This is a genomic window from Velazquezella soli (assembly GCF_977018685.1).
In genome coordinates, this window is record NZ_CDRNXF010000004.1 from 2,533,501 (window position 1) to 2,554,260 (window position 20,760).

The window sequence follows — 20,760 nt, forward strand, 5'->3', positions numbered from 1 at the left end:
CGGCGTCAACGTATGGCAGGTATCGCGCAGGCCTCACCGCCGCCGAATAGTCGTGACCGGGTGAGGAAGCGCTTTTCACGCCCATTGTCGAGCGAGAACATGCCGCCCCTACCGGGCACGACATCGATAATCAGCTGTGTGTGCTTCCAGGCCTCGAACTGGCTCCCGCTGATATAGACCGGCACGCCGCCGATTTCGCCCAGCTTCACGTCGTGGTCGGCAAGCATGAAATCGCCCTTCGGATAGCACATGGGTGACGACCCGTCGCAGCAGCCGCCTGATTGGTGGAACAGGATGTCCGGGTGGTCCGCCTGGATCTCGGCAATGAAGTTCAGCGCGGAATCCGTGGCCGTGACGCGCGGTTCGCCGTTGATTGTCGCATCCATCATGTCATTCCTGTTCGCATCGAGACATTGAAAAGGCTCCCGACCCTGCAGCCGGGAGCCCATGCTTGGGTTGAGATCGATCAGAAGAACCCGAGCTTCTTCGGGCTGTAGCTCACCAGCATGTTCTTGGTCTGCTGGTAGTGGTCGAGCATCATCTTGTGGTTTTCGCGACCAATCCCGGACTGTTTGTACCCGCCGAATGCCGCATGCGCGGGATAGGCGTGATAGCAATTTGTCCAGACGCGGCCGGCCTGGATCTCCCGGCCGAAGCGGTAGGCGCGGTTGCCGTCGCGCGTCCACACGCCGGCGCCGAGCCCGTACAGCGTATCGTTGGCGATCTCGAGCGCCTCTTTTTCATCCTTGAAGGTCGTCACCGACACTACCGGTCCGAAGATCTCCTCCTGGAAGATCCGCATCTTGTTGTGGCCCTTGAAGATCGTCGGCTTGATGTAGTAGCCGTTCGCCAACTCGCCGCCGAGATCGTTCTTGACGCCGCCGGTCAGGACTTCCGCGCCCTCCTGCTTGCCGATGTCGAGATAGGACAGAATCTTTTCCATCTGCTCCGAGGATGCCTGCGCGCCAATCATGGTCGAGCTATCGAGCGGGTTGCCCTGCGTGATGGCTTCGACGCGTTTGACCGCCCGCTCCATGAAACGATCGTAAACCGATTCCTGGATCAGTGCGCGGCTGGGGCATGTGCAGACTTCGCCCTGGTTCAGCGCGAACATCGCAAAGCCTTCCAGCGCCTTGTCGAGGAAATCGTCGTCTTCACTCATCACATCGGCGAAGAAGATGTTCGGCGACTTGCCGCCAAGTTCGAGCGTGACAGGGATAAGGTTTTGGCTGGCATATTGCATGATCAGCCGGCCTGTCGTGGTCTCTCCTGTAAAGGCGATCTTGGCAATCCGGTTGCTGGTCGCAAGAGGTTTTCCGGCTTCGAGGCCGAAACCATTGACGATATTCAGCACGCCGGGTGGCAGGAGGTCACCGACGAGTTCCGCCCAGACCAGAAGCGAGGCCGGCGTCTGCTCGGCCGGTTTGATGACGACGCAGTTGCCGGCGGCAAGCGCCGGTGCAAGCTTCCAGGCGGCCATCAGAATCGGGAAATTCCACGGAATGATCTGGCCGACGACGCCAAGCGGTTCGTGGAAATGATAGGCGACCGTATCGTGGTCGATTTCACTGATCGAACCTTCCTGGGCACGGATGCAGGATGCGAAATAGCGGAAGTGATCGATGGCAAGCGGGATGTCGGCTGCCATTGTCTCACGGATCGGCTTGCCGTTGTCCCAGGTTTCGGCCTGCGCCAGAACTTCCAGCTTGTCTTCCATCCGCTGGGCGATCTTCATCAGGATGTTCGAGCGGTCAGCCGGCGCCATGCGGCCCCATTTTTCCTTGGCGGCGTGTGCAGCGTCGAGCGCCGCATTGACATCCTTTTCGTCAGACCGCGGGATCTCGCAGATTTTGCCGCCGGTGATCGGCGTGACGTTGTCGAAATACTTGCCGCTGATCGGTTCTTTCCACTCACCGCCGATATAGTTGCCGTATTTGAGCTTGAACGGTGACTCAACGATTTTCTGATGCAGCATGTCATCCTCCCATGATGAACAGGTTCAAAGCGAACCCGATGGAACAGAATCTGCGCTTCTGGCGTGGTGAAAACAGGCCTCACCCGCGATACCGCGATGCACTCTGTCGCAAGTCTGCGACAAAACTCCCCGTCATTGAATGCCAAATCGCTTCATCTTGCGATGCAGGGTGGAACGGCTGACGCCGAGCACCTGGGCTGCCAGCGAGACGTTGCCGTGGACACGAGACAACGCCCGAAGAAGCGCCGAGCGCTCGGCATCGCCCAGGAGTTCTCGCGCATCCCGGCTCGATTCGTGAAGCAGATCGGAGGCCGGGATCCCTTCCGCAATCCGATCGTCGTCCAGACGCAGCGCCGAGCGCGCAGCCCGCGTGGCACCAATCACAAGGTCGTCGCGATCTACAGCCAGGAGCGCCATTGGAGATCCCGTCTCACTCGGCACCATCACGAAACGGGCACCTTGAAACGCGTTTCGGAACAGGTTCAGCTCGATCCGGGATGCCGCCTCACGCACCGTCTGCGACAGGATGGCGATCGTGCCTTCGTTTGCGTCACTTCGGCACGTCGAGACATCGAGCGCGCCGGCCAGAACTCCACGGTGATCACGAATGGGCGCAGTCGTGCAGCTCAGATCGATATTGGATGCAAAGAAGTGCTGGTCGCGGATGATCGATATCGGCCGGTCGTCGGCGATTGCGGTGCCTATCCCGTTGGTGCCGATACTCTCCTCGGTCCAGACTGAGCCGGTCCAGAGGCCGAGCGCACGAAAATCCTTGTCGTCGCCCGCTGCGCCGCGACGGTCAAGCGCGATACCTTTGCTGTCGGTCATCAGGATGCAGCAGCCGGCGCGACCGACGACCAAGAACAGCCGGTCGAGCTCGTCCCTCGCCTGCCCGATAAGACGCTCCGACTGTTTTCGGGCGACGTCCAGTTCCTGCTCTGTCACCCGCTCCGGCATCCGCCGGTCCTCTGGCGCCAAGTGATGCATGGTCATGCAGCGGCGCCAGGACGCGACTACAGCTGAACTCGCGACAGGGGAACTGGCCGACGCGTAGACTTGGTCGGCATGGGAAACAGGGTCATGCATCGGGCTCCTCCCACCAAATGCGTCACGGCTCGATTGTCGCTAAAAAAACGGGATGTGGCAACAGCGATATAGGGAGCTTCAGTCATTCGGCAGGCCGGTCAGCCTGCCATCCCCCGGACTTGACAGTCACAGTCACCGCAGGCTTCAGTCCGTGCAGCGGAGATGTTTTGATGACACCAGAATCGACTGCGGACGGCGGACGACTATCCTTGCTGGATGTCTATCTTTGCAACCAGCGGCCGTTTGGAGAGATCCACGGTATCACGCGTTTCGTCATCGAGTTTCTCTACTTCGGCATCAAGGAAGCGCGGGCCTGCCTGTTCGCCGGCCTGTTTTTTGTGTCGATCTTCATCGTTCCGCGAACGGGCGTGCTCGGCATCCCGCGCTACGACGTTCTGCTAATCATCGCGCTGGCAATCCAGTCCCTTATGATCTGGAGCAAGCTAGAAACCTGGGATGAGGCAAAAGCGATCGGTCTTTTCCACGTGGTCGGCTTTGCGCTCGAGGTGTTCAAGACCTCCGGCAGCATCCAGTCATGGTCCTACCCTGACTTCGCCTACGCGAAAGTGCTTGGCGTGCCGCTGTTTTCCGGCTTCATGTATGCCGCCGTGGGGAGCTACATCATCCAGGCCTGGCGGCTTTTCGATCTGCGGATCCACCACCATCCCAGCTACTGGATGGCCGGCCTGATCGCGATTGCAATCTACGCGAATTTCTTCACCCACCATTTCATCGGCGACTATCGCTGGTATATCGCTGCCTGCGCGCTCGGCCTTTACGCCCGCACCACCGTCACCTACCGGCCCTACGATCGCGACAGACGGATGCCGCTTCTGGTCGCCTTCGTGCTGATCGGCTTCTTCATCTGGCTGGCGGAGAACATCTCGACCTTTTTCGGGATCTGGCAATATCCGAACCAGATCGGGGCTTGGTCGGTGGTGCATCTTGGGAAATGGAGTTCGTGGTCCCTGCTGGTGGTGATGACATTCACGATCGTTGCGAATCTCAAGCATATCAAACAGAAGATCTACGTCCCCGTTTGAGGCCCCACGCCTCGACAAATGCGGCAGTCCCGATACCGAAAGCGTAAGCTGCGATATTCCACAGGGAAAACACGCGTCCGAAACAGTTTGCCGGCCGTCGTCAGTCGAAACGCATCCAACTCGGGCGTGTGATAGAGCCTTGAGAATTCGACGATCAGGGCGATGAGGAATGCCGCAAAGGCAAGCCTGCCGATATTCACCGGTCCAGTCAGGGTGGCCGATGCAAGAAACACCATCGCGCCCCAGAGAACCGACCCATCGTATTTCACGACAAAGAAGGAAAGACCGAGATCGTAACCGAAGCGGCGCAGCAGAATCCCCGCGGAGATCACAAGCAGCGTGGCGAGGCAGCGCTGAACGCCTATGGATCGTGGTGCAGTCATGCTCGAGCCCGCCCCCTCATTTCCCAAAAGAAAAGGCCGGGCGTTTCCACCCGGCCTTTTCGAAAAGTGCGATCCTGGGATCGAATTATGCGGCTTCGGCAGTTTCTGCTTCAGCAGCAACGCGAGCCTTGTCGGCTGCGCCCTTTGCATCGACGTCGCGTTCGACGAATTCGATGACCGCCATCGGAGCGTTGTCGCCCTGACGATAGCCGGCCTTCATGATGCGCAGGTAGCCGCCGTTGCGGGTTGCGTAACGCGAAGCGATGGCATCGAACAGCTTGCGAACAGCGTCCTGATCCTGGATCTGCGAGATCGCCTGACGACGAGCGTGCAGGTCGCCGCGCTTGCCGAGGGTGACGAGCTTTTCGACGATCGGGCGAATTTCCTTCGCCTTCGGCAGGGTTGTTACGATCTGCTCATGGGTGATGAGCGAAGCCGCCATGTTGGCAAACATGGCTTTGCGGTGGCTTGCGGTGCGGTTGAGCTTACGGCCCGAATTTCCGTGACGCATGGTGTGTCTCCTTCACTTGCAGGCATTCGCCTGCAGTCTGATCCTGTTAGTATTGGTCTTCGTAACGCTTGGCGAGATCTTCGATGTTTTCCGGCGGCCATGCAGGAACTTCCATACCAAGATGGAGGCCCATGGATGCCAGAACTTCCTTGATCTCGTTCAGCGACTTGCGACCGAAATTCGGAGTGCGGAGCATCTCGGCTTCGGTCTTCTGGATGAGGTCGCCGATATAGACGATGTTGTCGTTCTTCAGGCAGTTGGCCGAACGGACGGAAAGTTCCAGTTCGTCGACCTTCTTGAGGAGTGCCGGGTTGAACGCGAGTTCGGTGACGGCTTCCTCTTCTGCTTCCTTCTGCGGCTCGTCGAAGTTGACGAAGACCGACAGCTGGTCCTGAAGGATACGAGCGGCGAAGGCTACGGCGTCTTCACCCGAGACCGAACCATCGGTTTCGATGGTCATGGTCAGCTTGTCATAGTCGAGAACCTGGCCTTCACGGGTGTTTTCCACCTTGTAGGACACTTTCTTGACCGGGGAATACAGGCTGTCGACCGGGATGAGACCGATCGGAGCGTCTTCCGCACGGTTACGATCGGCAGGAACGTAGCCCTTGCCGTTGTTGACCGTGAATTCCATACGGATCTCAGCACCCTCGTCGAGCGTGCAGATCACGTGGTCGGGGTTGAGGATCTCGATATCGCCAACCGTCTGGATGTCTCCAGCGGTAACCGAACCCGGACCCTGCTTGCGCACGACCATGCGCTTGGAATCGTCACCATCCATCTTGATGGCGATTTCCTTGATGTTCAGCACGATGTCCGTCACATCTTCCCGAACGCCGGGGATGGAGGAGAATTCGTGCAGAACGCCGTCAATCTGCACTGCGGTAACAGCAGCACCGCGCAGCGACGACAGAAGTACGCGACGAAGCGCGTTGCCGAGCGTCAGGCCGAAGCCGCGCTCGAGAGGCTCAGCAACAAGCGTTGCCTTTGTACGGCCGGAAGAGGAAAACTCCACCTTGTTCGGCTTAATCAGTTCCTGCCAGTTCTTCTGGATCATGACCTACTACCTTCCGTTCGTTACCACCATCCAATCGTGGTAACCGAGCACGAGGAACACCGGAAATACCCTTCCGGCTATACGGTGAAAGCCGCCTCGACTCTTTCAGGAGACGGAGCGGCTATTACCGGGTTCAGATGAAGATCGCTGCGAAGCGACCTCCAAAAACGTCCATTAGACGCGGCGCTTCTTGCGCGGGCGGCAACCGTTGTGCGGGATCGGGGTCACGTCGCGGATCGAGGTGATCATGAAGCCGGCAGCCTGCAGAGCGCGCAAAGCCGATTCGCGACCGGAACCCGGACCGCAGACTTCAACTTCGAGCGACTTCATGCCGTGCTCCTGAGCCTTCTTGGCACAGTCTTCGGCAGCGATCTGAGCTGCGAACGGGGTCGACTTGCGCGAACCCTTGAAGCCCTTGGCACCAGCAGACGACCAGGCAATTGCATTGCCCTGTGCGTCGGTGATGGTGATCATCGTGTTGTTGAACGTCGAGTTGACGTGGGCAACGCCCGACGTAATATTTTTGCGTTCGCGGCGGCGTACGCGTGTGGCTTCCTTGGCCATGGTATTCCTTTCGTTGATCTCTGCACCGCCGTAATGCCAGCGGCTCCACCTCAGATCGGACAGTCACGAAAAAGCGGACAGGAGCCCTGCCCGCTTTGCAACTATCGATCCAAAATTACTTCTTCTTACCAGCAATCGCCTTTGCCGGACCCTTGCGGGTGCGGGCATTGGTGTGCGTGCGCTGACCGCGGACCGGAAGGCCACGACGGTGACGCAGGCCGCGATAGCAGCCGAGGTCCATGAGGCGCTTGATGTTCATCGCGGTTTCGCGACGAAGATCACCTTCGACGCGATAATCGCGGTCGATGGTTTCGCGGATCTGCAGGACTTCCGAGTCGGTCAGCTGATGGACGCGCTTTTCAGCGGCAAGACCAACCTTCTCCATAATTTCCTGTGCGAATTTCGGGCCGATCCCGTGAATGTAGGTCAGCGCGATGACAACGCGCTTCGCAGTCGGGATGTTGACGCCAGCGATACGTGCCACGTCTATTCTCCTTGCGTTCCGGTTGCCATCCGGCAAGCGGTACTTCTTCCATGAAAGCGACCTCTGGATACGGTCGCCAGTTCAAACTTCATACGAGACAGGCAAAATGATCGCCCCGGATGTCCTTGCGGGAATCCGCGCCGATCGCTGTAAAACTGTCGCGAGTTGGCGCGGTGTGTAGCGGAATCAGTGCTTGAATGCAACTGCTCCACCCCAAGATTCTTTAACCCATCCAAGACAGTCTCAGAGACTGGCAAGGATCTTTTCGATATCGGCCGTGACAGTATCCATCTCGGCCATGCCATCGACAACCTTGAGCTTGCCTTTGGCATAGTAGTAACCAATGAGCGGCGAGGTTTCCTTGTAGTAAACCTCGAGACGCTTGGTCATGGTCTCAGCGTTGTCGTCCGGCCGACGCTTGAAGTGGGTCGAGCCACACTTGTCGCACGTGCCTTCCGACGAAGGCTTCTTATCCGAGTCGTGGTAGACCGTCCCGCACTGGGCGCAGGAATAGCGACCGGAGACGCGACGGACAAGCTCCTTATCGTCGACGCGAAGTTCAATCACGACGGAAAGATCGAGCCCCTTGGCAGACAGCATCGCCTCAGTGGCGTCCGCCTGCACGAGCGTGCGGGGAAAACCGTCAAGGATGAAACCGTTCGCGCAGTCAGGCGCGTCTATGCGCTCTGAGACGATCGCGTTGACGATCTCGTCAGAGACGAGATTGCCCGCATCCATGACTGCCTTGGCGCGCTTGCCGACTTCGGTCTCAGCTGCCACGGCTGCCCGCAGCATATCACCAGTGGAGAGCTGCGGAATGCCATGCTTCTCCACGATCCGCTGGGCTTGGGTCCCCTTGCCCGCGCCCGGCGGTCCTAAAAGAATCAGTCTCATCGTCCCCTCTTTCCACCGCGAAGTTTCGACTTCTTGATCAATCCCTCATACTGCTGCGCGATGAGGTGTCCCTGGATCTGCGCAACCGTATCAAGGGTTACACTGACCACGATCAAAAGCGAAGTACCACCAAGGGCTAACGGAACGCCCGTTCTGGCCACCAGGAATTCGGGAAGAATGCAGACCACGACGAGATAGATAGCGCCGACGACCGTGATTCGGGTCAGGACGTAATCGATATATTCCGCGGTACGCTCGCCGGGACGGATGCCGGGAATGAAGCCGCCGTGCTTCTTCAGGTTATCAGCCGTATCCTTCGGGTTGAAGACGATGGCCGTGTAGAAGAAGGCGAAGAACGCGATCAGCATGGCATAGAACAGCATAAACAGCGGCTGGCCGTGGCCAAGAGCTGCAATGATCCCCGTCGCCCAGTCTGGCAGCTGTGAATTGCCGGCAAAGCCTGCAGCCGTTGCCGGCAGAAGCAGAAGCGAGGATGCAAAGATTGCCGGAATAACGCCCGCTGTATTGAGCTTCAGCGGAAGGTGCGAGGTATCGCCCTGGAACATGCGGTTGCCGACCTGACGCTTCGGATACTGGATCAGCAGCCGGCGCTGGGCGCGTTCAACAAACACGATCAGCGCAATGACGGCGATCGCGACGATGATAACGGTGAGAATCAGAGCCGTCGGCAGAGCGCCGGTACGACCGAGTTCCATTGTGTTGGCGAGCGCGCCAGGAAGGCCTGCGGCAATACCGGCAAAGATGATCAGCGAAATACCGTTGCCGATACCGCGCGAGGTGATCTGCTCACCAAGCCACATCAGGAACATCGTGCCGCCAAGCAGCGTGACGACCGTTGAGAGCGTGAAGAACCAGCCCGGGTTGGACACGATGCCCTGACCGCTCGAAAGGCCGGCAGCGATGCCGTAGGCCTGAAGCGCGCCGAGAATCACGGTGCCGTAGCGAGTGTACTGGTTGATGATTTTGCGACCCGCCTCGCCTTCCTTCTTCAGGTTCTCGAGCGACGGGACGACCGAAGTCATCAGCTGCACGATAATCGAAGCGGAAATGTAAGGCATGATACCGAGGGCGAAGATCGCCATGCGCTCGACAGCACCGCCGGAGAACATGTTGAAGAGGCCGAGAATGCCACCCGACTGACCGCTAAAGGCCTGCGCATAGGCTTCAGGGTTGAGGCCTGGCAGCGGGATATGCGTGCCCAAGCGATAAACAAGAAGCGCTGCCAGCGTGAACCACAGGCGTTTCTTGAGATCTTCCGCCTTGGCGAAAGTTTTGAAATTCAGATTTGAGGCCAGTTGTTCAGCTGCAGAAGCCATGCAATTCTCCGCCCGACCCATCCCCCGGCGGCATGTGCCTTCCGGAACGCAGTCTTGATTCTGTTTTCAGAAAGCTGGGGGCGCGAGATGCTGTCGCAATCGCCTGCCTCACCCATTTTTCCGTCTGATCCCGGTAGCTGACCGGCCGGACTGCCTTGGGGATCGTGAGGCTCACATATGGACATAAAATCACCCGGTGTGAAGCTCACACCGGGTGATTTTCAAACGATTTATTCAGCGGCTGTTTCAGCAACCACGAGCAGCTTGATCGAGCCGCCCGACTTTTCGATCTTTTCGACGGCAGCCTTGGAGGCACCGGCGACTTCGATCGAAACCTTGGTTGTCAGTTCGCCGCCGGACAGGACGCGAACGCCGTCCTTGAGGCGACGGATGACGCCGGCAGCCTTGAGAGCTGCTGCGTCGACAGTCGCGTTTGCGTCGAGTTTGCCAGCATCGATCGCAGTCTGGATACGGCCGAGCGATACGGTTGCGTATTCAGATGCGAAGATGTTGTTGAAGCCGCGCTTCGGAAGACGACGGTAGATTGGCATCTGACCGCCTTCGAAGCCGTTGATCGAGACGCCTGAACGGGCCTTCTGACCCTTGACGCCACGTCCACCGGTCTTGCCCTTGCCGGAACCGATACCGCGACCAACGCGGATACGGTCCTTCGAAGAGCCTTCGTTGTCCTTGATCTCATTCAGTTTCATGGTCAATTCCTCCGTCTCACTTCTCTTCGACGACGCGAACGAGATGCTGGACAGCACGGATCATGCCACGAACGGAAGGAGTATCTTCCAGAGTGCTGGTCCGATGCATCTTGTTGAGGCCAAGACCGATCAGCGTCGCGCGCTGTTCGGCCGGGCGGCGGATTGGGCTGCCGATCTGCTGAACGGTAACCGTCTTTGCTTCAGTCTTCTGCGTAGCCTTAGCCATGGTTCAGACTCCTCTTATTCTTCCGACGCATTGCCGGAAGCGGCGCGGCGCGACTGCAGGGTGGCATACTTGAGGCCACGCTGAGCTGCTACGTCCTTCGGATGCACCTGGTGCTTCAGAGCGTCGAACGTTGCGCGAACCATGTTGTATGGGTTCGACGAACCAGTCGACTTCGCAACAACGTCATGGACGCCGAGCGTTTCGAATACAGCGCGCATCGGGCCGCCGGCGATGATACCGGTACCAGCCTTGGCCGAGCGCAGCAGAACCTTGCCGGCGCCGTGACGACCATTGACGTCGTGATGCAGCGTACGGCCGTCACGCAGCGGTACGAAGATCAGATCGCGCTTTGCAGATTCGGTTGCCTTGCGGATGGCTTCCGGCACTTCGCGTGCCTTGCCATGACCGAAGCCAACGCGACCCTTCTGGTCGCCGACGACGACGAGAGCAGCAAAACCGAAACGACGGCCGCCCTTGACGACCTTGGCGACGCGGTTGATCGCGACCAGCTTGTCGACGAATTCGCTATCGCGTTCTTCGCGGTTCTGGCGATCGTTGCCCGAACCTCTTCTTTCCTGTGCCATTGTCCTTTTCCTTTTTCTTTTGCGGGTGGAACGGCAGGTTGAGATTGTCCGGCGTACCGGACGTGATGCGGTAAAACCGCAAATCGCCCGGCCTCCCCTTCTTCAGGCAGACCGGGCGAAATTTCTTAGAAGCTCAGGCCGCCTTCGCGGGCAGCTTCAGCAAGAGCCTTGATGCGGCCGTGGTAGATGAAGGCGCCGCGGTCGAACACGACTTCCGTCACGCCAGCCTTGGCAGCGCGCTCTGCAACCAACTTGCCAACGGCAGCAGCTGCTGCAACGTCCGCACCGGTCTTCAGCGACTTGCGCAGATCGACGTCGAGCGTGGAAGCGGCTGCAAGCGTGCGGCCGGCCACGTCGTCGATGACCTGAACGTAGATGTTTTTCGAGGAGCGGTGAACCGACAGACGCGGACGGCCATTTGCGACCTTCTTGATCTGACGGCGAACACGGCTCGCACGCTTTGTGAGTGCTTCTTTTCTGGTAGCCATGATCCCGCGTCCTTACTTCTTCTTGCCTTCCTTGCGGACGATCCGTTCCTCAGCGTACTTGACGCCTTTGCCCTTGTAGGGCTCTGGACCGCGGTATTCGCGGATTTCCGCTGCTACCTGACCGACCTGCTGTTTATTAATGCCGGAGACGATGATTTCCGTCGGCTTCGGCACGGCAATGGTGATGCCTTCCGGGGTCTGATAGACCACGTCGTGGCTGAAACCGAGAGCCAGCTGCAGGTTCTTGCCCTGCAGCGACGCGCGGTAACCAACGCCGTTGATTTCAAGCTTGCGCTCGAAACCGTCCTTCACACCCTTCAGGATGTTTTCGATCATCGTGCGGGACATGCCCCACTTCGAACGAGCATCCTTGGAATCGTTGACCGGAGTCACCGAAATGGCATTGTCTTTGATTTCAAGCTTGATTTCGTCGTTAGCGACGAAGAAAAGCTCGCCCTTCGGGCCCTTGGCAGTGACTTTCTGGCCATCAACCGAGGCCGTGATCCCTGCAGGAACCTGAACGGGCTTTTTACCGATACGAGACATTATTCAATCCTGTCTGTTCGCTAGGGAGATCCTTGCGCAGTCTTAGAAGACCGAGCAAAGAACCTCGCCGCCTACGTTCTGTTCGCGAGCCTGGTGATCGGCCATCACGCCCTTCGGAGTCGAAAGGATGGTGATGCCGAGGCCGTTCGCGACCTGAGGGATGGACTTGACCGAGACATAAACTCGGCGGCCCGGCTTGGACACGCGGCCGATCTCACGGATCACCGACGCGCCTTCGTAGTACTTCAGTTCGATTTCGATCTCGGCCTTGCCGTTGCCGAAATCGGTTTCAGTGTAACCGCGGATGTAGCCTTCAGCCTGCAGCACGTCGAGAACGCGAACGCGCAGCCTGGAGGCTGGCGTCGAAACGGTCGACTTGCGGCGTGAAGCGCCGTTGCGGATACGTGTGAGCATATCGCCCAAGGGATCAGTCATGGTCATCTAACGATCTCCTTACCAGCTCGACTTGACGATGCCCGGCACTTTGCCGAGGCTGCCGAGTTCGCGAAGTGCAATACGCGACATCTTAAGCTTGCGATAGAAAGCGCGCGGGCGACCGGTGACTTCGCAACGGTTGCGGATACGCGTCTTCGAGCCATCGCGCGGCAGAGAAGCGAGCTTGATAGTTGCCTTGAACCGCTCTTCGATCGGAAGTTCCTGGTTCATGATGGTCGCCTTCAATACAGCACGCTTGGCTGCATGGTCCGCGACGGTCTTGCGGCGGCGCTTGTTCTTTTCAACTGCGCTGGTTTTCGCCATATCGGAGTTCCTTTTAAACGCTCGTCGTTACGGTTACTGGCGGAACGGGAAGTTGAACTCTTTCAGGAGAGCCCGTGCTTCGTCGTCGTTGGTAGCCGTCGTGCAAACGATGATGTCCATGCCCCACATCTGATCAACCTTGTCGTAGTTGATCTCCGGGAACACAATGTGTTCCTTGATGCCCATGGCGAAGTTGCCACGGCCGTCAAAGGACTTCGGGTTCAGGCCGCGAAAGTCGCGAACGCGCGGAAGCGCGATGTTGACCAGTCGATCCATGAATTCGTACATGCGGGCGCCGCGAAGCGTGACCTTGGCACCGATCGGCATGAATTCGCGAACCTTGAAGCCCGCGATGGAATTCCGTGCCTTTGTGATGACCGGCTTCTGGCCGGCGATCGCTGCGAGGTCGGCTGCTGCAACCGTTGGCTTCTTGCTGTCGGCAGTTGCTTCGCCCACACCCATGTTGATGACGATCTTGTCCAGCTTGGGGATCATCATGTCGTTGGAGTAGGAAAACTGCTCCTTCAGCGCGGCGCGGATGCGGGAAACGTATTCCGCCTTGAGCCGCGGCTCATACTTGGACTCAGCCATCGATCACATCTCCCGTACGCTTGGCGACACGCACCTTCTTACCGTCGACGACCGAGAAACCAACGCGAGTTGGCTTACCGTCTTTCGCGGCAACCGCGATGTTCGACAGATGGATGGACGCTTCCTTGTTGATGATGCCAGCTTCCTGCGTCTGCGACTGACGCTGGTGGCGCTTCACCATGTTGATGCCGCGAACGACCGCACGGTCTTCCTTCGGCATAACCTGGATTACTTCACCGGTGCGGCCCTTGTCCTTGCCGGTCAGTACGACGACGTTGTCGCCCTTCTTGATCTTCTGCATATCTCTCGCTCCTTACAGAACTTCAGGAGCCAGCGAGATGATCTTCATGTGGTTCTTGGCGCGAAGTTCGCGCGGAACCGGTCCGAAGATACGGGTGCCGATCGGCTCTTTCTTGTTGTCGATGAGGACCGCTGCGTTGTTGTCGAAGCGGATGACGCTGCCGTCGGCGCGACGGATGTCCTTGGCGGTACGCACAACCACCGCCTTCATCACGTCACCCTTCTTCACGCGGCCGCGCGGAATAGCTTCCTTGATCGAAACGACGATAACGTCGCCGATCGAAGCGTACTTGCGCTTGGAGCCGCCCAGCACCTTGATGCACATGACACGACGTGCGCCGGAATTATCCGCCACGTCGAGGTTTGTTTGCATCTGAATCATGTCAGGTCGCCTTTTTCTAATGACCAACTATCCGCGCGCATGAATACGAACGGAGCTGGCTATGAACACATTTTCAGTATGCGCGGGATCGGTCTTGCCAAGGTGGTTTCCCTAAGTGGGACCTTCCGTGCGCTGAAAGCAAAAGAACGCTCGTTTCCGAGCGTTCTACGCCAGTGGCGTGCTTCTTACAGGATTCTGTGTCCGACGCAAGGGCCTGACGCAAAATCCTGAAGTCTTTAAGCCTGGGCGTTGATAACCGTCCAGGTCTTGTCTTTGGAGATCGGGGCGCATTCCTGAATGGAAACTACGTCACCAACCTTGAACTGGTTGTTTTCGTCATGGGCCTTGTACTTCTTGGACCGGCGAACGGTCTTCTGAAGCAAAGGGTGAGCGAAGCGGCGCTCGACGCGGACAACAACGGTCTTCTCGTTCTTGTCGGAAACGACTACGCCCTGCAGAATGCGTTTCGGCATATTATTCTTCCTTTAGGCCTTGGCTTCTGCCGCCTTCTGGCGGGCAATGGTTTTCACGCGAGCGATATCCTTGCGGACCTCGGTGATGCGCGAGGATTTCTCGAGCTGGCCGGTGGCCTTCTGGAAGCGCAGGTTGAACTGCTCCTTCTTCAGGTCAGCAAGCTTGTCCTTGAGCTGGTCGGCGGTCAGGCCGCGTACGTCTTCGGCTTTCATCGTGCCTTCTCCTTAATCTGCGATGCGCTGTACGAAGCGCGTCGTGACCGAGAGCTTGGCAGACCCGAGGCGAAGTGCCTCGCGCGCGATCTCTTCCGAAACGCCGTCGATCTCGAACATGATACGACCAGGCTTGACCTTGCAAGCCCAGTATTCGACAGAACCCTTACCCTTACCCATGCGCACTTCGGTCGGCTTTGCCGTGACCGGTACGTCTGGGAATACGCGGATCCATACACGACCCGCACGCTTCATGTAACGTGTGATCGCGCGGCGAGCCGCTTCGATCTCACGTGCGTTGACGCGGTTCGGTTCCTGAGCCTTCAGACCGAATTCGCCGAATGCGAGGTCGAAGCCACCCTTGGCAACGCCCTTGATGCGGCCCTTGAACTGCTTGCGGAACTTGGTACGCTTTGGCTGCAACATTTTATTACTTCTCCGAGCTTATCTTTCGCCAGCGCTAATCAAGCGTTTTCACGTTCGCGGCGACGGTCGCCACGATCGCCACGCTCACGGCTTGCCGGACCCTGCGCATCGCCTTCCAGCGCGCGACGTTCCGACGCCATCGGATCGTGCTCAAGGATTTCGCCCTTGAAGATCCAGACCTTGATGCCGCAGATACCGAATGCGGTTTCGGCTTCAGCCGTACCGTAGTCGATGTCGGCGCGCAGTGTGTGCAACGGCACGCGGCCTTCGCGGTACCATTCGGTACGAGCGATTTCCGCGCCACCGAGACGGCCGGCGCAAGTGATCTTGATGCCTTCGGCGCCAAGACGCATGGCGGACTGAACAGCACGCTTCATCGCACGGCGGAAAGCCACGCGGCGTTCGAGCTGCTGGGCGATCGACTGGGCAACGAGCGTTGCGTCGACTTCCGGCTTGCGCACTTCAACGATGTTGAGGTGCGTTTCGGAGTTGGTCATCGTGGAGATCTTCTTGCGAAGCTTCTCGATGTCCGCGCCCTTCTTGCCGATGATCAGACCCGGGCGAGCCGAGTGGATCGTGACGCGGCACTTCTTGTGCGGACGCTCGATAACCACCTTGGCGATGCCGGCCTGCTTCAGCTCGGACATCAGGTATGCGCGGATCTTCAGGTCTTCATGAAGCAGCTGGCCGTATTCGGCGTTGTCGGCGAACCAACGGCTGTCCCATGTACGGTTGATGCCGAGGCGAAAACCGATAGGATTGATTTTCTGACCCATTATGCGGCCTCCCCTTTTTCCTCGACTTCGCGAACGACGATCGTCAGATGCGCGAACGGCTTTTCGATCCGCGATGCACGGCCACGGCCGCGAGCGTGGAAACGCTTCATCGTGATCGACTTGCCGACGTAGGCTTCCGCTACGATCAGCGTGTCGACGTCGAGGTCATGGTTGTTCTCGGCGTTGGCGATAGCGGACTCGAGAGTCTTCTTCACCGTGCCTGCGATGCGCTTGCGGGAGAACTCGAGTTCTGCCAGAGCGCGTTCAACCTTCTTGCCGCGGATCATGGCGGCAACCAGGTTTAGCTTCTGCGGGCTGACGCGAAGCGTACGGGCGACTGCCTGTGCTTCGTTGTCCTTCAGCCGGCGTTCGGTCTTTGCCTTCGCCATGATTACTTCCTCTTCGCCTTCTTGTCCGCGCCGTGACCGTAATAGGTCCGGGTGGGAGCGAATTCACCAAACTTGTGTCCGACCATGTCTTCGTTGACGCTGACCGGCACGTGCTTGTTGCCGTTGTAGACGCCGAACGTCAAACCGACAAACTGCGGCAAGATCGTGGACCGACGGGTCCACATCTTGATCACTTCACTGCGTCCGCCTTCGCGCACCTTCTCAGCCTTCTTGAGAAGATAGCCGTCAACAAACGGACCTTTCCAAACTGAACGAGCCATTTAACGACTTCCTCTCTTACTTCTTGACGTGGCGCGAGCGCATGATGAACTTGTCCGTGGACTTGTTCGAACGCGTGCGCTTGCCCTTAGTGGGCTTGCCCCACGGGGACACCGGATGGCGTCCACCAGAGGTACGGCCTTCACCACCGCCGTGCGGGTGGTCGACCGGGTTCATGACAACGCCGCGGTTATGCGGACGCTTGCCACGCCATACGGTACGACCGGCCTTGCCGTCGTTGATGTTGCCGTGATCGGGGTTGGAGACAGCACCGATCGACGCCAGGCAGGAGCCCGGAACGAGACGCTGTTCACCAGAGTTGAGGCGCAGGATCGCCATGCCGGCATCGCGGCCGACGAGCTGCACATAGGTGCCGGCGGAGCGAGCAATCTGACCGCCCTTGCCTGGCTTCATTTCGACGTTGTGAACGATCGAACCAACCGGGATGAACTGCAGCGGCATGGTGTTGCCGGGCTTCACGTCGACAGCCTTCGAGGAAGCGATGACCTTGTCGCCTGCAGCAAGACGCTGCGGAGCGATGATGTAGGCCTGTTCGCCGTCCGTGTAGGTGACGAGCGCGATGAACGCGGTACGGTTAGGGTCGTATTCCAGACGCTCGACCGTGCCTTCAATGTCGAACTTGCGACGCTTGAAGTCGACCAGGCGATAGGTACGCTTGTGACCACCGCCGATGAAGCGGGCAGTGATACGACCGTTGTTGTTGCGACCACCGCTCTTGGACAGACCTTCAGTCAGCGACTTGAGGGGCTTGCCCTTCCAGAGGCCCGAACGGTCGACGATAACCAGCTGACGCTGGCTCGGGGTCGTCGGATTATAGCTTTTCAGTGCCATTTTTCTTTACCTCAGAGACCGGTGGAGATGTCGATCGTCTGACCTTCGGCCAGGGTTACGACAGCCTTCTTGACGTCCTTCTGCTTGCCGATGAAGCCCTTGAAGCGCTTCACCTTGCCCTTGCGGACCAGCGTATTGACGGCAGTGACCTTCACACCGAAGAGAGCTTCCACGGCAGCCTTGATTTCCGGCTTCGAAGCAGTCTTGGCAACGTTGAAGACGATCTGGTTATACTCGGAAACCAGTGTCGACTTTTCGGTGATCGAAGGAGATACGATCACATCATAGTGGCGAATGTCGGTCACTTGAAACGCTCCTCGAGGGCTTCAACCGCAGCCTTGGAAAGCACGAGCTTACCGCGACGCAGGATGTCGTAAACATTGATGCCCTGGACCGGCAGAACGTCCACATTCGGGATGTTCTGGGCTGCGAGCTTGAAGTTGCTGTCGAGCTCAGCACCGCCGATGAACAGCACGTTGGTCAGGCCAAGCGATGCGAACGTACCGACGAGAGCCTTGGTCTTTGCTTCAGAAGCAACCAGGTTGTCGATGACGATCAGATCTTCAGACTTCAGCTTTGCAGACAGAGCGTGACGCAGAGCAAGAGCGCGAACCTTCTTAGGAAGATCATGCTCGTGGCTGCGAACGACCGGGCCGTGTGCACGACCACCGCCGCGGAACTGCGGAGCGCGAGCCGAATGGTGACGAGCGCGGCCCGTACCCTTCTGCTTGAACATCTTCGCACCGGTGCGAGCAATCTCGGAACGGCTCTTGGTCTTGTGCGTGCCCTGCTGCTTCTTAGCGAGCTGGTAACGCACCATGCGTGCGAGGATATCCTCGCGTGGGTCGAGGCCGAAAATCGCGTCCGACAGGGAAACCTGGCCGGCGTCTTTTCCCTCGAGGGTCTTGACGTTGAATTCCATAATAGCTGGCTCCCTTACTTCGCGGCCGACTTGACGGCGTCGCGAACTTCAATCCAGGCGCCCTTGGAGCCGGGAACGGCACCCTTGACGAGGATCAGTCCGCGGTCTTCATCCGTCGAGACGATTTCGAGGTTCTGCGTGGTGATACGCGTCTGGCCCATGTGACCAGCCATGCGCTTGCCCTTCCAGACCTTGCCCGGATCCTGGTTGTTACCAGTCGAACCGTGCGAACGGTGCGACACGGAAACACCGTGGGTCGCCCGCAGACCACCGAAGTTATGGCGCTTCATAGCACCGGCAAAACCCTTACCGATCGAAGTGCCGGTGACATCCACCAGCTGACCAGCAGCAAAATGATCGGCCTTCAGCTCAGTGCCGACGTCGATCAGATTTTCTTCGGAAACGCGAAACTCAACGAGCTTCGACTTCGGCTCGACGTTAGCGATGGCGAAGTTGCCACGCATAGCCTTGGAGGTGTTCTTTACCTTGGCGACTCCAGCACCGAGCTGAACGGCAACATAGCCATTCTTCTCAACAGTGCGCTGTGCGACGACCTGGCAGCTCTCCAGCCGCAAAACGGTAACCGGGATGTGCTCACCAGCGTCGTTATAGACGCGGGTCATTCCCACTTTCTGTGCAATTACACCCGAACGCATCGGTTCAATCCTTCTCACTCAGCTCGAGACATAAGCCTCAGAGCTTGATCTCAACATCGACACCTGCGGCGAGGTCGAGCTTCATCAGCGCGTCCACGGTCTGTGGTGTCGGGTCTACGATATCGAGAAGGCGCTTGTGTGTGCGCATCTCGAACTGCTCGCGGCTTTTCTTGTCGATGTGGGGGGACCGGTTAACCGTAAACTTCTCGATGCGAGTCGGAAGCGGAACGGGGCCCCGGACGCTTGCGCCGGTGCGCTTCGCCGTCGACACGATCTCACGCGTCGAAGCGTCGAGAATGCGGTGATCGAACGCCTTCAGGCGAATGCGGATATTTTGGCCGTTCATTCGACGTTATCCTTGTTTCTTGTTTCCACGTGCCAACGTTACAGCACGAGTTGTTCGTTATCCTAAGGCGGGACCACCAGTGTCAAAGATCGAACGGGTGCGCCAACAGCGGCAGTCCGTTCTCGTCTCCAGGCCGAAGGCCCACCTTAATGTCTTTGGCAATTGCCTGCCTCGATAAAACGAAGCAAGGCGCAAATAGCGCTCGCGCGCCATTTGCTACATTTTCATGTCATAAGCAAGTCAGCAGGGCCAACTTGCTTAAAAAAAGTGAACCGGGCGGGCCCCGAAGAACCCGCCCTGCCCTCTGATTTGTTACTCGATGATCGAGGCAACGATGCCGGCGCCGACGGTACGACCGCCTTCGCGGATCGCGAAGCGCAGCTTTTCTTCCATCGCGATTGGAACGATCAGCTCGACTTCAACGGTGACGTTGTCGCCTGGCATAACCATTTCCGTGCCTTCAGGAAGCGAAACGATACCGGTCACGTCCGTTGTACGGAAGTAGAACTGAGGACGGTAGTTCGTGAAGAACGGCGTATGACGGCCGCCTTCTTCCTTCGTCAGGATGTAGGCTTCTGCCATGAACTTCTTGTGCGGCTTGACCGAACCTGGCTTGCACAGGATCTGGCCACGCTCGACGCCGTCACGCTGTACGCCACGGATCAGAGCGCCGATGTTGTCGCCGGCCTGGCCCTGGTCGAGCAGCTTGCGGAACATTTCAACGCCGGTAACAGTCGTCTTGGTCGTGGCGCGGATGCCGACGATTTCGACTTCTTCACCAACCTTGACGATGCCACGCTCGACGCGACCGGTCACAACCGTACCACGGCCCGAGATCGAGAACACGTCTTCGATCGGCAGCAGGAACGGCTGGTCGATCGGACGCTCAGGCGTCGGGATGTAGGCGTCAACAGCTGCCATAAGTTCGCGAACGGCGTCTTCGCCGATCTTCTTGTTCGAATCTTCAAGAGCGGCCAGAGCCGAACCCTTTACGATCGGAATGTCGTCGCCCGGGAAGTCGTAGGACGACAGAAGTTCGCGGACTTCCAGTTCGACGAGCTCGAGAAGCTCTTCGTCGTCGACCTGGTCAACCTTGTTGAGGAACACAACGATTGCCGGAACGCCAACCTGACGAGCAAGCAGGATGTGCTCGCGGGTCTGTGGCATCGGGCCGTCGGCAGCCGAGCAAACCAGGATCGCGCCGTCCATCTGCGCTGCACCGGTGATCATGTTCTTGACGTAGTCGGCGTGGCCGGGGCAGTCGACGTGTGCGTAGTGGCGGTTTGGCGTCTCGTATTCGACGTGTGCCGTCGAAATGGTGATGCCGCGGGCCTTCTCTTCAGGAGCAGCGTCGATCTGGTCGTAGGCCTTGAATTCGCCGAAGTACTTCGTGATCGCCGCAGTCAGCGACGTCTTGCCGTGGTCGACGTGACCGATCGTGCCAATGTTGACGTGAGGCTTATTGCGCTCAAACTTGCTCTTTGCCATTTCCGGCTCTCCATTTTGCG

Annotated in this window: 32 protein-coding genes and 1 pseudogene; 1 reads left to right on the top strand and 32 read right to left on the bottom strand. The window is 58.5% G+C overall.

What is annotated here, in order from left to right:
- Positions 1-5 precede the first annotated feature (5 nt).
- The 3 genes from AC0JZ8_RS15845 to AC0JZ8_RS15855 form a co-directional block, all read right to left on the bottom strand.
- Complete coding sequence (locus AC0JZ8_RS15845; protein WP_062457697.1) at positions 6-386, bottom strand: DUF779 domain-containing protein; 381 nt, start codon at positions 384-386, stop codon at positions 6-8.
- An 80-nt stretch (positions 387-466) separates the two neighbouring features.
- Positions 467-1,975 carry an aldehyde dehydrogenase gene (gene adh, locus AC0JZ8_RS15850; protein ID WP_092662043.1) on the bottom strand — a complete coding sequence of 503 codons (1,509 nt, stop codon included), beginning with the start codon at positions 1,973-1,975 and terminating at the stop codon, positions 467-469.
- Between the two features lie 132 nt (positions 1,976-2,107).
- Positions 2,108-3,061 carry a helix-turn-helix domain-containing protein gene (locus AC0JZ8_RS15855; RefSeq protein WP_471892937.1) on the bottom strand — a complete coding sequence of 318 codons (954 nt, stop codon included), beginning with the start codon at positions 3,059-3,061 and terminating at the stop codon, positions 2,108-2,110.
- 170 nt (positions 3,062-3,231) lie between these two features.
- On the opposite strand from AC0JZ8_RS15855, the gene AC0JZ8_RS15860 reads away from it, so the two are divergent.
- Positions 3,232-4,104 (top strand): DUF817 domain-containing protein, encoded by an 873-nt coding sequence (locus tag AC0JZ8_RS15860; protein ID WP_471892938.1) that lies wholly within the window; start codon positions 3,232-3,234, stop codon positions 4,102-4,104.
- On the opposite strand, the pseudogene AC0JZ8_RS15865 reads toward AC0JZ8_RS15860, so the two are convergent.
- The 29 genes and pseudogenes from AC0JZ8_RS15865 to tuf form a co-directional block, all read right to left on the bottom strand.
- Positions 4,076-4,487 (bottom strand): annotated as a pseudogene (locus AC0JZ8_RS15865) (ribosomal maturation YjgA family protein). The gene AC0JZ8_RS15860 and the pseudogene AC0JZ8_RS15865 sit on opposite strands and share 29 nt — an antisense overlap.
- Before the next feature lie 85 nt (positions 4,488-4,572).
- Positions 4,573-4,998: a 50S ribosomal protein L17 gene (gene rplQ, locus AC0JZ8_RS15870; protein WP_062457711.1), complete on the bottom strand. Its 426-nt coding sequence runs from the start codon at positions 4,996-4,998 to the stop codon at positions 4,573-4,575.
- 46 nt (positions 4,999-5,044) lie between these two features.
- Positions 5,045-6,055 (bottom strand): DNA-directed RNA polymerase subunit alpha, encoded by a 1,011-nt coding sequence (locus AC0JZ8_RS15875; RefSeq protein WP_062457714.1) that lies wholly within the window; start codon positions 6,053-6,055, stop codon positions 5,045-5,047.
- A 174-nt stretch (positions 6,056-6,229) separates the two neighbouring features.
- Complete coding sequence (rpsK, locus tag AC0JZ8_RS15880; RefSeq protein ID WP_007766864.1) at positions 6,230-6,619, bottom strand: 30S ribosomal protein S11; 390 nt, start codon at positions 6,617-6,619, stop codon at positions 6,230-6,232.
- Between the two features lie 115 nt (positions 6,620-6,734).
- Positions 6,735-7,103: a 30S ribosomal protein S13 gene (gene rpsM / locus AC0JZ8_RS15885; protein ID WP_062457717.1), complete on the bottom strand. Its 369-nt coding sequence runs from the start codon at positions 7,101-7,103 to the stop codon at positions 6,735-6,737.
- 243 nt (positions 7,104-7,346) lie between these two features.
- On the bottom strand, positions 7,347-7,997 hold the full coding sequence (locus AC0JZ8_RS15890; RefSeq protein WP_062580269.1) for an adenylate kinase: 651 nt from the start codon (positions 7,995-7,997) through the stop codon (positions 7,347-7,349).
- Positions 7,994-9,334 (bottom strand): preprotein translocase subunit SecY, encoded by a 1,341-nt coding sequence (secY, locus tag AC0JZ8_RS15895; RefSeq protein WP_062457722.1) that lies wholly within the window; start codon positions 9,332-9,334, stop codon positions 7,994-7,996. The genes AC0JZ8_RS15890 and secY overlap by 4 nt, the downstream gene beginning before the upstream one ends.
- Positions 9,335-9,564: 230 nt before the next feature.
- Positions 9,565-10,044: a 50S ribosomal protein L15 gene (gene rplO, locus AC0JZ8_RS15900; protein ID WP_062457725.1), complete on the bottom strand. Its 480-nt coding sequence runs from the start codon at positions 10,042-10,044 to the stop codon at positions 9,565-9,567.
- Positions 10,045-10,060: 16 nt separating this feature from the next.
- Positions 10,061-10,270, bottom strand: coding sequence for a 50S ribosomal protein L30 (rpmD, locus tag AC0JZ8_RS15905; protein WP_062457727.1), 210 nt, complete (start codon positions 10,268-10,270; stop codon positions 10,061-10,063).
- 14 nt (positions 10,271-10,284) lie between these two features.
- Positions 10,285-10,854: a 30S ribosomal protein S5 gene (gene rpsE / locus AC0JZ8_RS15910; protein ID WP_062457730.1), complete on the bottom strand. Its 570-nt coding sequence runs from the start codon at positions 10,852-10,854 to the stop codon at positions 10,285-10,287.
- 125 nt (positions 10,855-10,979) lie between these two features.
- Positions 10,980-11,342 carry a 50S ribosomal protein L18 gene (rplR, locus tag AC0JZ8_RS15915; RefSeq protein ID WP_062457734.1) on the bottom strand — a complete coding sequence of 121 codons (363 nt, stop codon included), beginning with the start codon at positions 11,340-11,342 and terminating at the stop codon, positions 10,980-10,982.
- A 12-nt stretch (positions 11,343-11,354) separates the two neighbouring features.
- Positions 11,355-11,888 carry a 50S ribosomal protein L6 gene (rplF, locus tag AC0JZ8_RS15920; RefSeq protein ID WP_062457738.1) on the bottom strand — a complete coding sequence of 178 codons (534 nt, stop codon included), beginning with the start codon at positions 11,886-11,888 and terminating at the stop codon, positions 11,355-11,357.
- 42 nt (positions 11,889-11,930) lie between these two features.
- Complete coding sequence (rpsH, locus tag AC0JZ8_RS15925; RefSeq protein WP_062457741.1) at positions 11,931-12,329, bottom strand: 30S ribosomal protein S8; 399 nt, start codon at positions 12,327-12,329, stop codon at positions 11,931-11,933.
- Positions 12,330-12,341: 12 nt separating this feature from the next.
- Positions 12,342-12,647 carry a 30S ribosomal protein S14 gene (gene rpsN, locus AC0JZ8_RS15930; RefSeq protein ID WP_062457744.1) on the bottom strand — a complete coding sequence of 102 codons (306 nt, stop codon included), beginning with the start codon at positions 12,645-12,647 and terminating at the stop codon, positions 12,342-12,344.
- Positions 12,648-12,680: 33 nt separating this feature from the next.
- A complete protein-coding gene (rplE, locus tag AC0JZ8_RS15935; RefSeq protein WP_062457747.1) occupies positions 12,681-13,238 on the bottom strand; it encodes a 50S ribosomal protein L5 in 558 nt (185 codons plus the stop codon).
- Complete coding sequence (gene rplX, locus AC0JZ8_RS15940; protein ID WP_062457750.1) at positions 13,231-13,539, bottom strand: 50S ribosomal protein L24; 309 nt, start codon at positions 13,537-13,539, stop codon at positions 13,231-13,233. The genes rplE and rplX overlap by 8 nt, the downstream gene beginning before the upstream one ends.
- A 12-nt stretch (positions 13,540-13,551) precedes the next feature.
- Positions 13,552-13,920 (bottom strand): 50S ribosomal protein L14, encoded by a 369-nt coding sequence (gene rplN, locus AC0JZ8_RS15945; RefSeq protein WP_052638136.1) that lies wholly within the window; start codon positions 13,918-13,920, stop codon positions 13,552-13,554.
- A gap of 236 nt (positions 13,921-14,156) precedes the next feature.
- Positions 14,157-14,393: a 30S ribosomal protein S17 gene (gene rpsQ, locus AC0JZ8_RS15950; protein ID WP_062457753.1), complete on the bottom strand. Its 237-nt coding sequence runs from the start codon at positions 14,391-14,393 to the stop codon at positions 14,157-14,159.
- A 12-nt stretch (positions 14,394-14,405) separates the two neighbouring features.
- Positions 14,406-14,606: a 50S ribosomal protein L29 gene (gene rpmC / locus AC0JZ8_RS15955; protein ID WP_007770142.1), complete on the bottom strand. Its 201-nt coding sequence runs from the start codon at positions 14,604-14,606 to the stop codon at positions 14,406-14,408.
- A gap of 12 nt (positions 14,607-14,618) precedes the next feature.
- The gene (gene rplP / locus AC0JZ8_RS15960) at positions 14,619-15,032 is read right to left on the bottom strand and encodes a 50S ribosomal protein L16 (RefSeq protein WP_062457756.1); all 414 of its coding nucleotides are present in this window, start codon (positions 15,030-15,032) and stop codon (positions 14,619-14,621) included.
- Between the two features lie 38 nt (positions 15,033-15,070).
- Positions 15,071-15,808 (bottom strand): 30S ribosomal protein S3, encoded by a 738-nt coding sequence (gene rpsC, locus AC0JZ8_RS15965; protein WP_062457759.1) that lies wholly within the window; start codon positions 15,806-15,808, stop codon positions 15,071-15,073.
- A complete protein-coding gene (rplV, locus tag AC0JZ8_RS15970; RefSeq protein ID WP_062457763.1) occupies positions 15,808-16,197 on the bottom strand; it encodes a 50S ribosomal protein L22 in 390 nt (129 codons plus the stop codon). Before rplV ends, rpsC begins: the two co-directional genes overlap by 1 nt.
- Positions 16,198-16,199: 2 nt before the next feature.
- Complete coding sequence (gene rpsS / locus AC0JZ8_RS15975) at positions 16,200-16,478, bottom strand: 30S ribosomal protein S19 (protein ID WP_062457765.1); 279 nt, start codon at positions 16,476-16,478, stop codon at positions 16,200-16,202.
- Positions 16,479-16,494: 16 nt separating this feature from the next.
- Positions 16,495-17,328 carry a 50S ribosomal protein L2 gene (rplB, locus tag AC0JZ8_RS15980; RefSeq protein WP_062457768.1) on the bottom strand — a complete coding sequence of 278 codons (834 nt, stop codon included), beginning with the start codon at positions 17,326-17,328 and terminating at the stop codon, positions 16,495-16,497.
- A gap of 11 nt (positions 17,329-17,339) precedes the next feature.
- Positions 17,340-17,633: a 50S ribosomal protein L23 gene (locus AC0JZ8_RS15985; protein WP_062457771.1), complete on the bottom strand. Its 294-nt coding sequence runs from the start codon at positions 17,631-17,633 to the stop codon at positions 17,340-17,342.
- Entirely contained in the window at positions 17,630-18,250 is a 621-nt protein-coding gene (gene rplD / locus AC0JZ8_RS15990) for a 50S ribosomal protein L4 (RefSeq protein ID WP_062457774.1), read from the bottom strand. Before rplD ends, AC0JZ8_RS15985 begins: the two co-directional genes overlap by 4 nt.
- Before the next feature lie 14 nt (positions 18,251-18,264).
- Complete coding sequence (rplC, locus tag AC0JZ8_RS15995; protein ID WP_062580268.1) at positions 18,265-18,906, bottom strand: 50S ribosomal protein L3; 642 nt, start codon at positions 18,904-18,906, stop codon at positions 18,265-18,267.
- A 37-nt stretch (positions 18,907-18,943) separates the two neighbouring features.
- Positions 18,944-19,252, bottom strand: a complete 309-nt coding sequence (rpsJ, locus tag AC0JZ8_RS16000; RefSeq protein WP_003547547.1) for a 30S ribosomal protein S10 — start codon at positions 19,250-19,252, stop codon at positions 18,944-18,946.
- A gap of 312 nt (positions 19,253-19,564) precedes the next feature.
- Entirely contained in the window at positions 19,565-20,740 is a 1,176-nt protein-coding gene (gene tuf, locus AC0JZ8_RS16005) for an elongation factor Tu (protein ID WP_092662037.1), read from the bottom strand.
- Positions 20,741-20,760: the final 20 nt, after the last annotated feature.

Bases quoted from the DNA above. Each gene is read 5' to 3' on its own strand.
- AC0JZ8_RS15845 (WP_062457697.1), bottom strand. From the start codon at position 386: ATGGATGCGACAATCAACGGCGAACCGCGCGTCACGGCCACGGATTCC.
- adh (WP_092662043.1), bottom strand. From the start codon at position 1,975: ATGCTGCATCAGAAAATCGTTGAGTCACCGTTCAAGCTCAAATACGGC.
- AC0JZ8_RS15855 (WP_471892937.1), bottom strand. From the start codon at position 3,061: ATGCATGACCCTGTTTCCCATGCCGACCAAGTCTACGCGTCGGCCAGT.
- AC0JZ8_RS15860 (WP_471892938.1), top strand. From the start codon at position 3,232: ATGACACCAGAATCGACTGCGGACGGCGGACGACTATCCTTGCTGGAT.
- rplQ (WP_062457711.1), bottom strand. From the start codon at position 4,998: ATGCGTCACGGAAATTCGGGCCGTAAGCTCAACCGCACCGCAAGCCAC.
- AC0JZ8_RS15875 (WP_062457714.1), bottom strand. From the start codon at position 6,055: ATGATCCAGAAGAACTGGCAGGAACTGATTAAGCCGAACAAGGTGGAG.
- rpsK (WP_007766864.1), bottom strand. From the start codon at position 6,619: ATGGCCAAGGAAGCCACACGCGTACGCCGCCGCGAACGCAAAAATATT.
- AC0JZ8_RS15890 (WP_062580269.1), bottom strand. From the start codon at position 7,997: ATGAGACTGATTCTTTTAGGACCGCCGGGCGCGGGCAAGGGGACCCAA.
- secY (WP_062457722.1), bottom strand. From the start codon at position 9,334: ATGGCTTCTGCAGCTGAACAACTGGCCTCAAATCTGAATTTCAAAACT.
- rplO (WP_062457725.1), bottom strand. From the start codon at position 10,044: ATGAAACTGAATGAGATCAAGGACAACGAAGGCTCTTCGAAGGACCGT.
- rpmD (WP_062457727.1), bottom strand. From the start codon at position 10,270: ATGGCTAAGGCTACGCAGAAGACTGAAGCAAAGACGGTTACCGTTCAG.
- rpsE (WP_062457730.1), bottom strand. From the start codon at position 10,854: ATGGCACAGGAAAGAAGAGGTTCGGGCAACGATCGCCAGAACCGCGAA.
- rplR (WP_062457734.1), bottom strand. From the start codon at position 11,342: ATGGCTACCAGAAAAGAAGCACTCACAAAGCGTGCGAGCCGTGTTCGC.
- rplF (WP_062457738.1), bottom strand. From the start codon at position 11,888: ATGTCTCGTATCGGTAAAAAGCCCGTTCAGGTTCCTGCAGGGATCACG.
- rpsH (WP_062457741.1), bottom strand. From the start codon at position 12,329: ATGACCATGACTGATCCCTTGGGCGATATGCTCACACGTATCCGCAAC.
- rpsN (WP_062457744.1), bottom strand. From the start codon at position 12,647: ATGGCGAAAACCAGCGCAGTTGAAAAGAACAAGCGCCGCCGCAAGACC.
- rplE (WP_062457747.1), bottom strand. From the start codon at position 13,238: ATGGCTGAGTCCAAGTATGAGCCGCGGCTCAAGGCGGAATACGTTTCC.
- rplX (WP_062457750.1), bottom strand. From the start codon at position 13,539: ATGCAGAAGATCAAGAAGGGCGACAACGTCGTCGTACTGACCGGCAAG.
- rplN (WP_052638136.1), bottom strand. From the start codon at position 13,920: ATGATTCAGATGCAAACAAACCTCGACGTGGCGGATAATTCCGGCGCA.
- rpsQ (WP_062457753.1), bottom strand. From the start codon at position 14,393: ATGCCGAAACGCATTCTGCAGGGCGTAGTCGTTTCCGACAAGAACGAG.
- rpmC (WP_007770142.1), bottom strand. From the start codon at position 14,606: ATGAAAGCCGAAGACGTACGCGGCCTGACCGCCGACCAGCTCAAGGAC.
- rplP (WP_062457756.1), bottom strand. From the start codon at position 15,032: ATGTTGCAGCCAAAGCGTACCAAGTTCCGCAAGCAGTTCAAGGGCCGC.
- rpsC (WP_062457759.1), bottom strand. From the start codon at position 15,808: ATGGGTCAGAAAATCAATCCTATCGGTTTTCGCCTCGGCATCAACCGT.
- rplV (WP_062457763.1), bottom strand. From the start codon at position 16,197: ATGGCGAAGGCAAAGACCGAACGCCGGCTGAAGGACAACGAAGCACAG.
- rpsS (WP_062457765.1), bottom strand. From the start codon at position 16,478: ATGGCTCGTTCAGTTTGGAAAGGTCCGTTTGTTGACGGCTATCTTCTC.
- rplB (WP_062457768.1), bottom strand. From the start codon at position 17,328: ATGGCACTGAAAAGCTATAATCCGACGACCCCGAGCCAGCGTCAGCTG.
- rplD (WP_062457774.1), bottom strand. From the start codon at position 18,250: ATGGAATTCAACGTCAAGACCCTCGAGGGAAAAGACGCCGGCCAGGTT.
- rplC (WP_062580268.1), bottom strand. From the start codon at position 18,906: ATGCGTTCGGGTGTAATTGCACAGAAAGTGGGAATGACCCGCGTCTAT.
- rpsJ (WP_003547547.1), bottom strand. From the start codon at position 19,252: ATGAACGGCCAAAATATCCGCATTCGCCTGAAGGCGTTCGATCACCGC.
- tuf (WP_092662037.1), bottom strand. From the start codon at position 20,740: ATGGCAAAGAGCAAGTTTGAGCGCAATAAGCCTCACGTCAACATTGGC.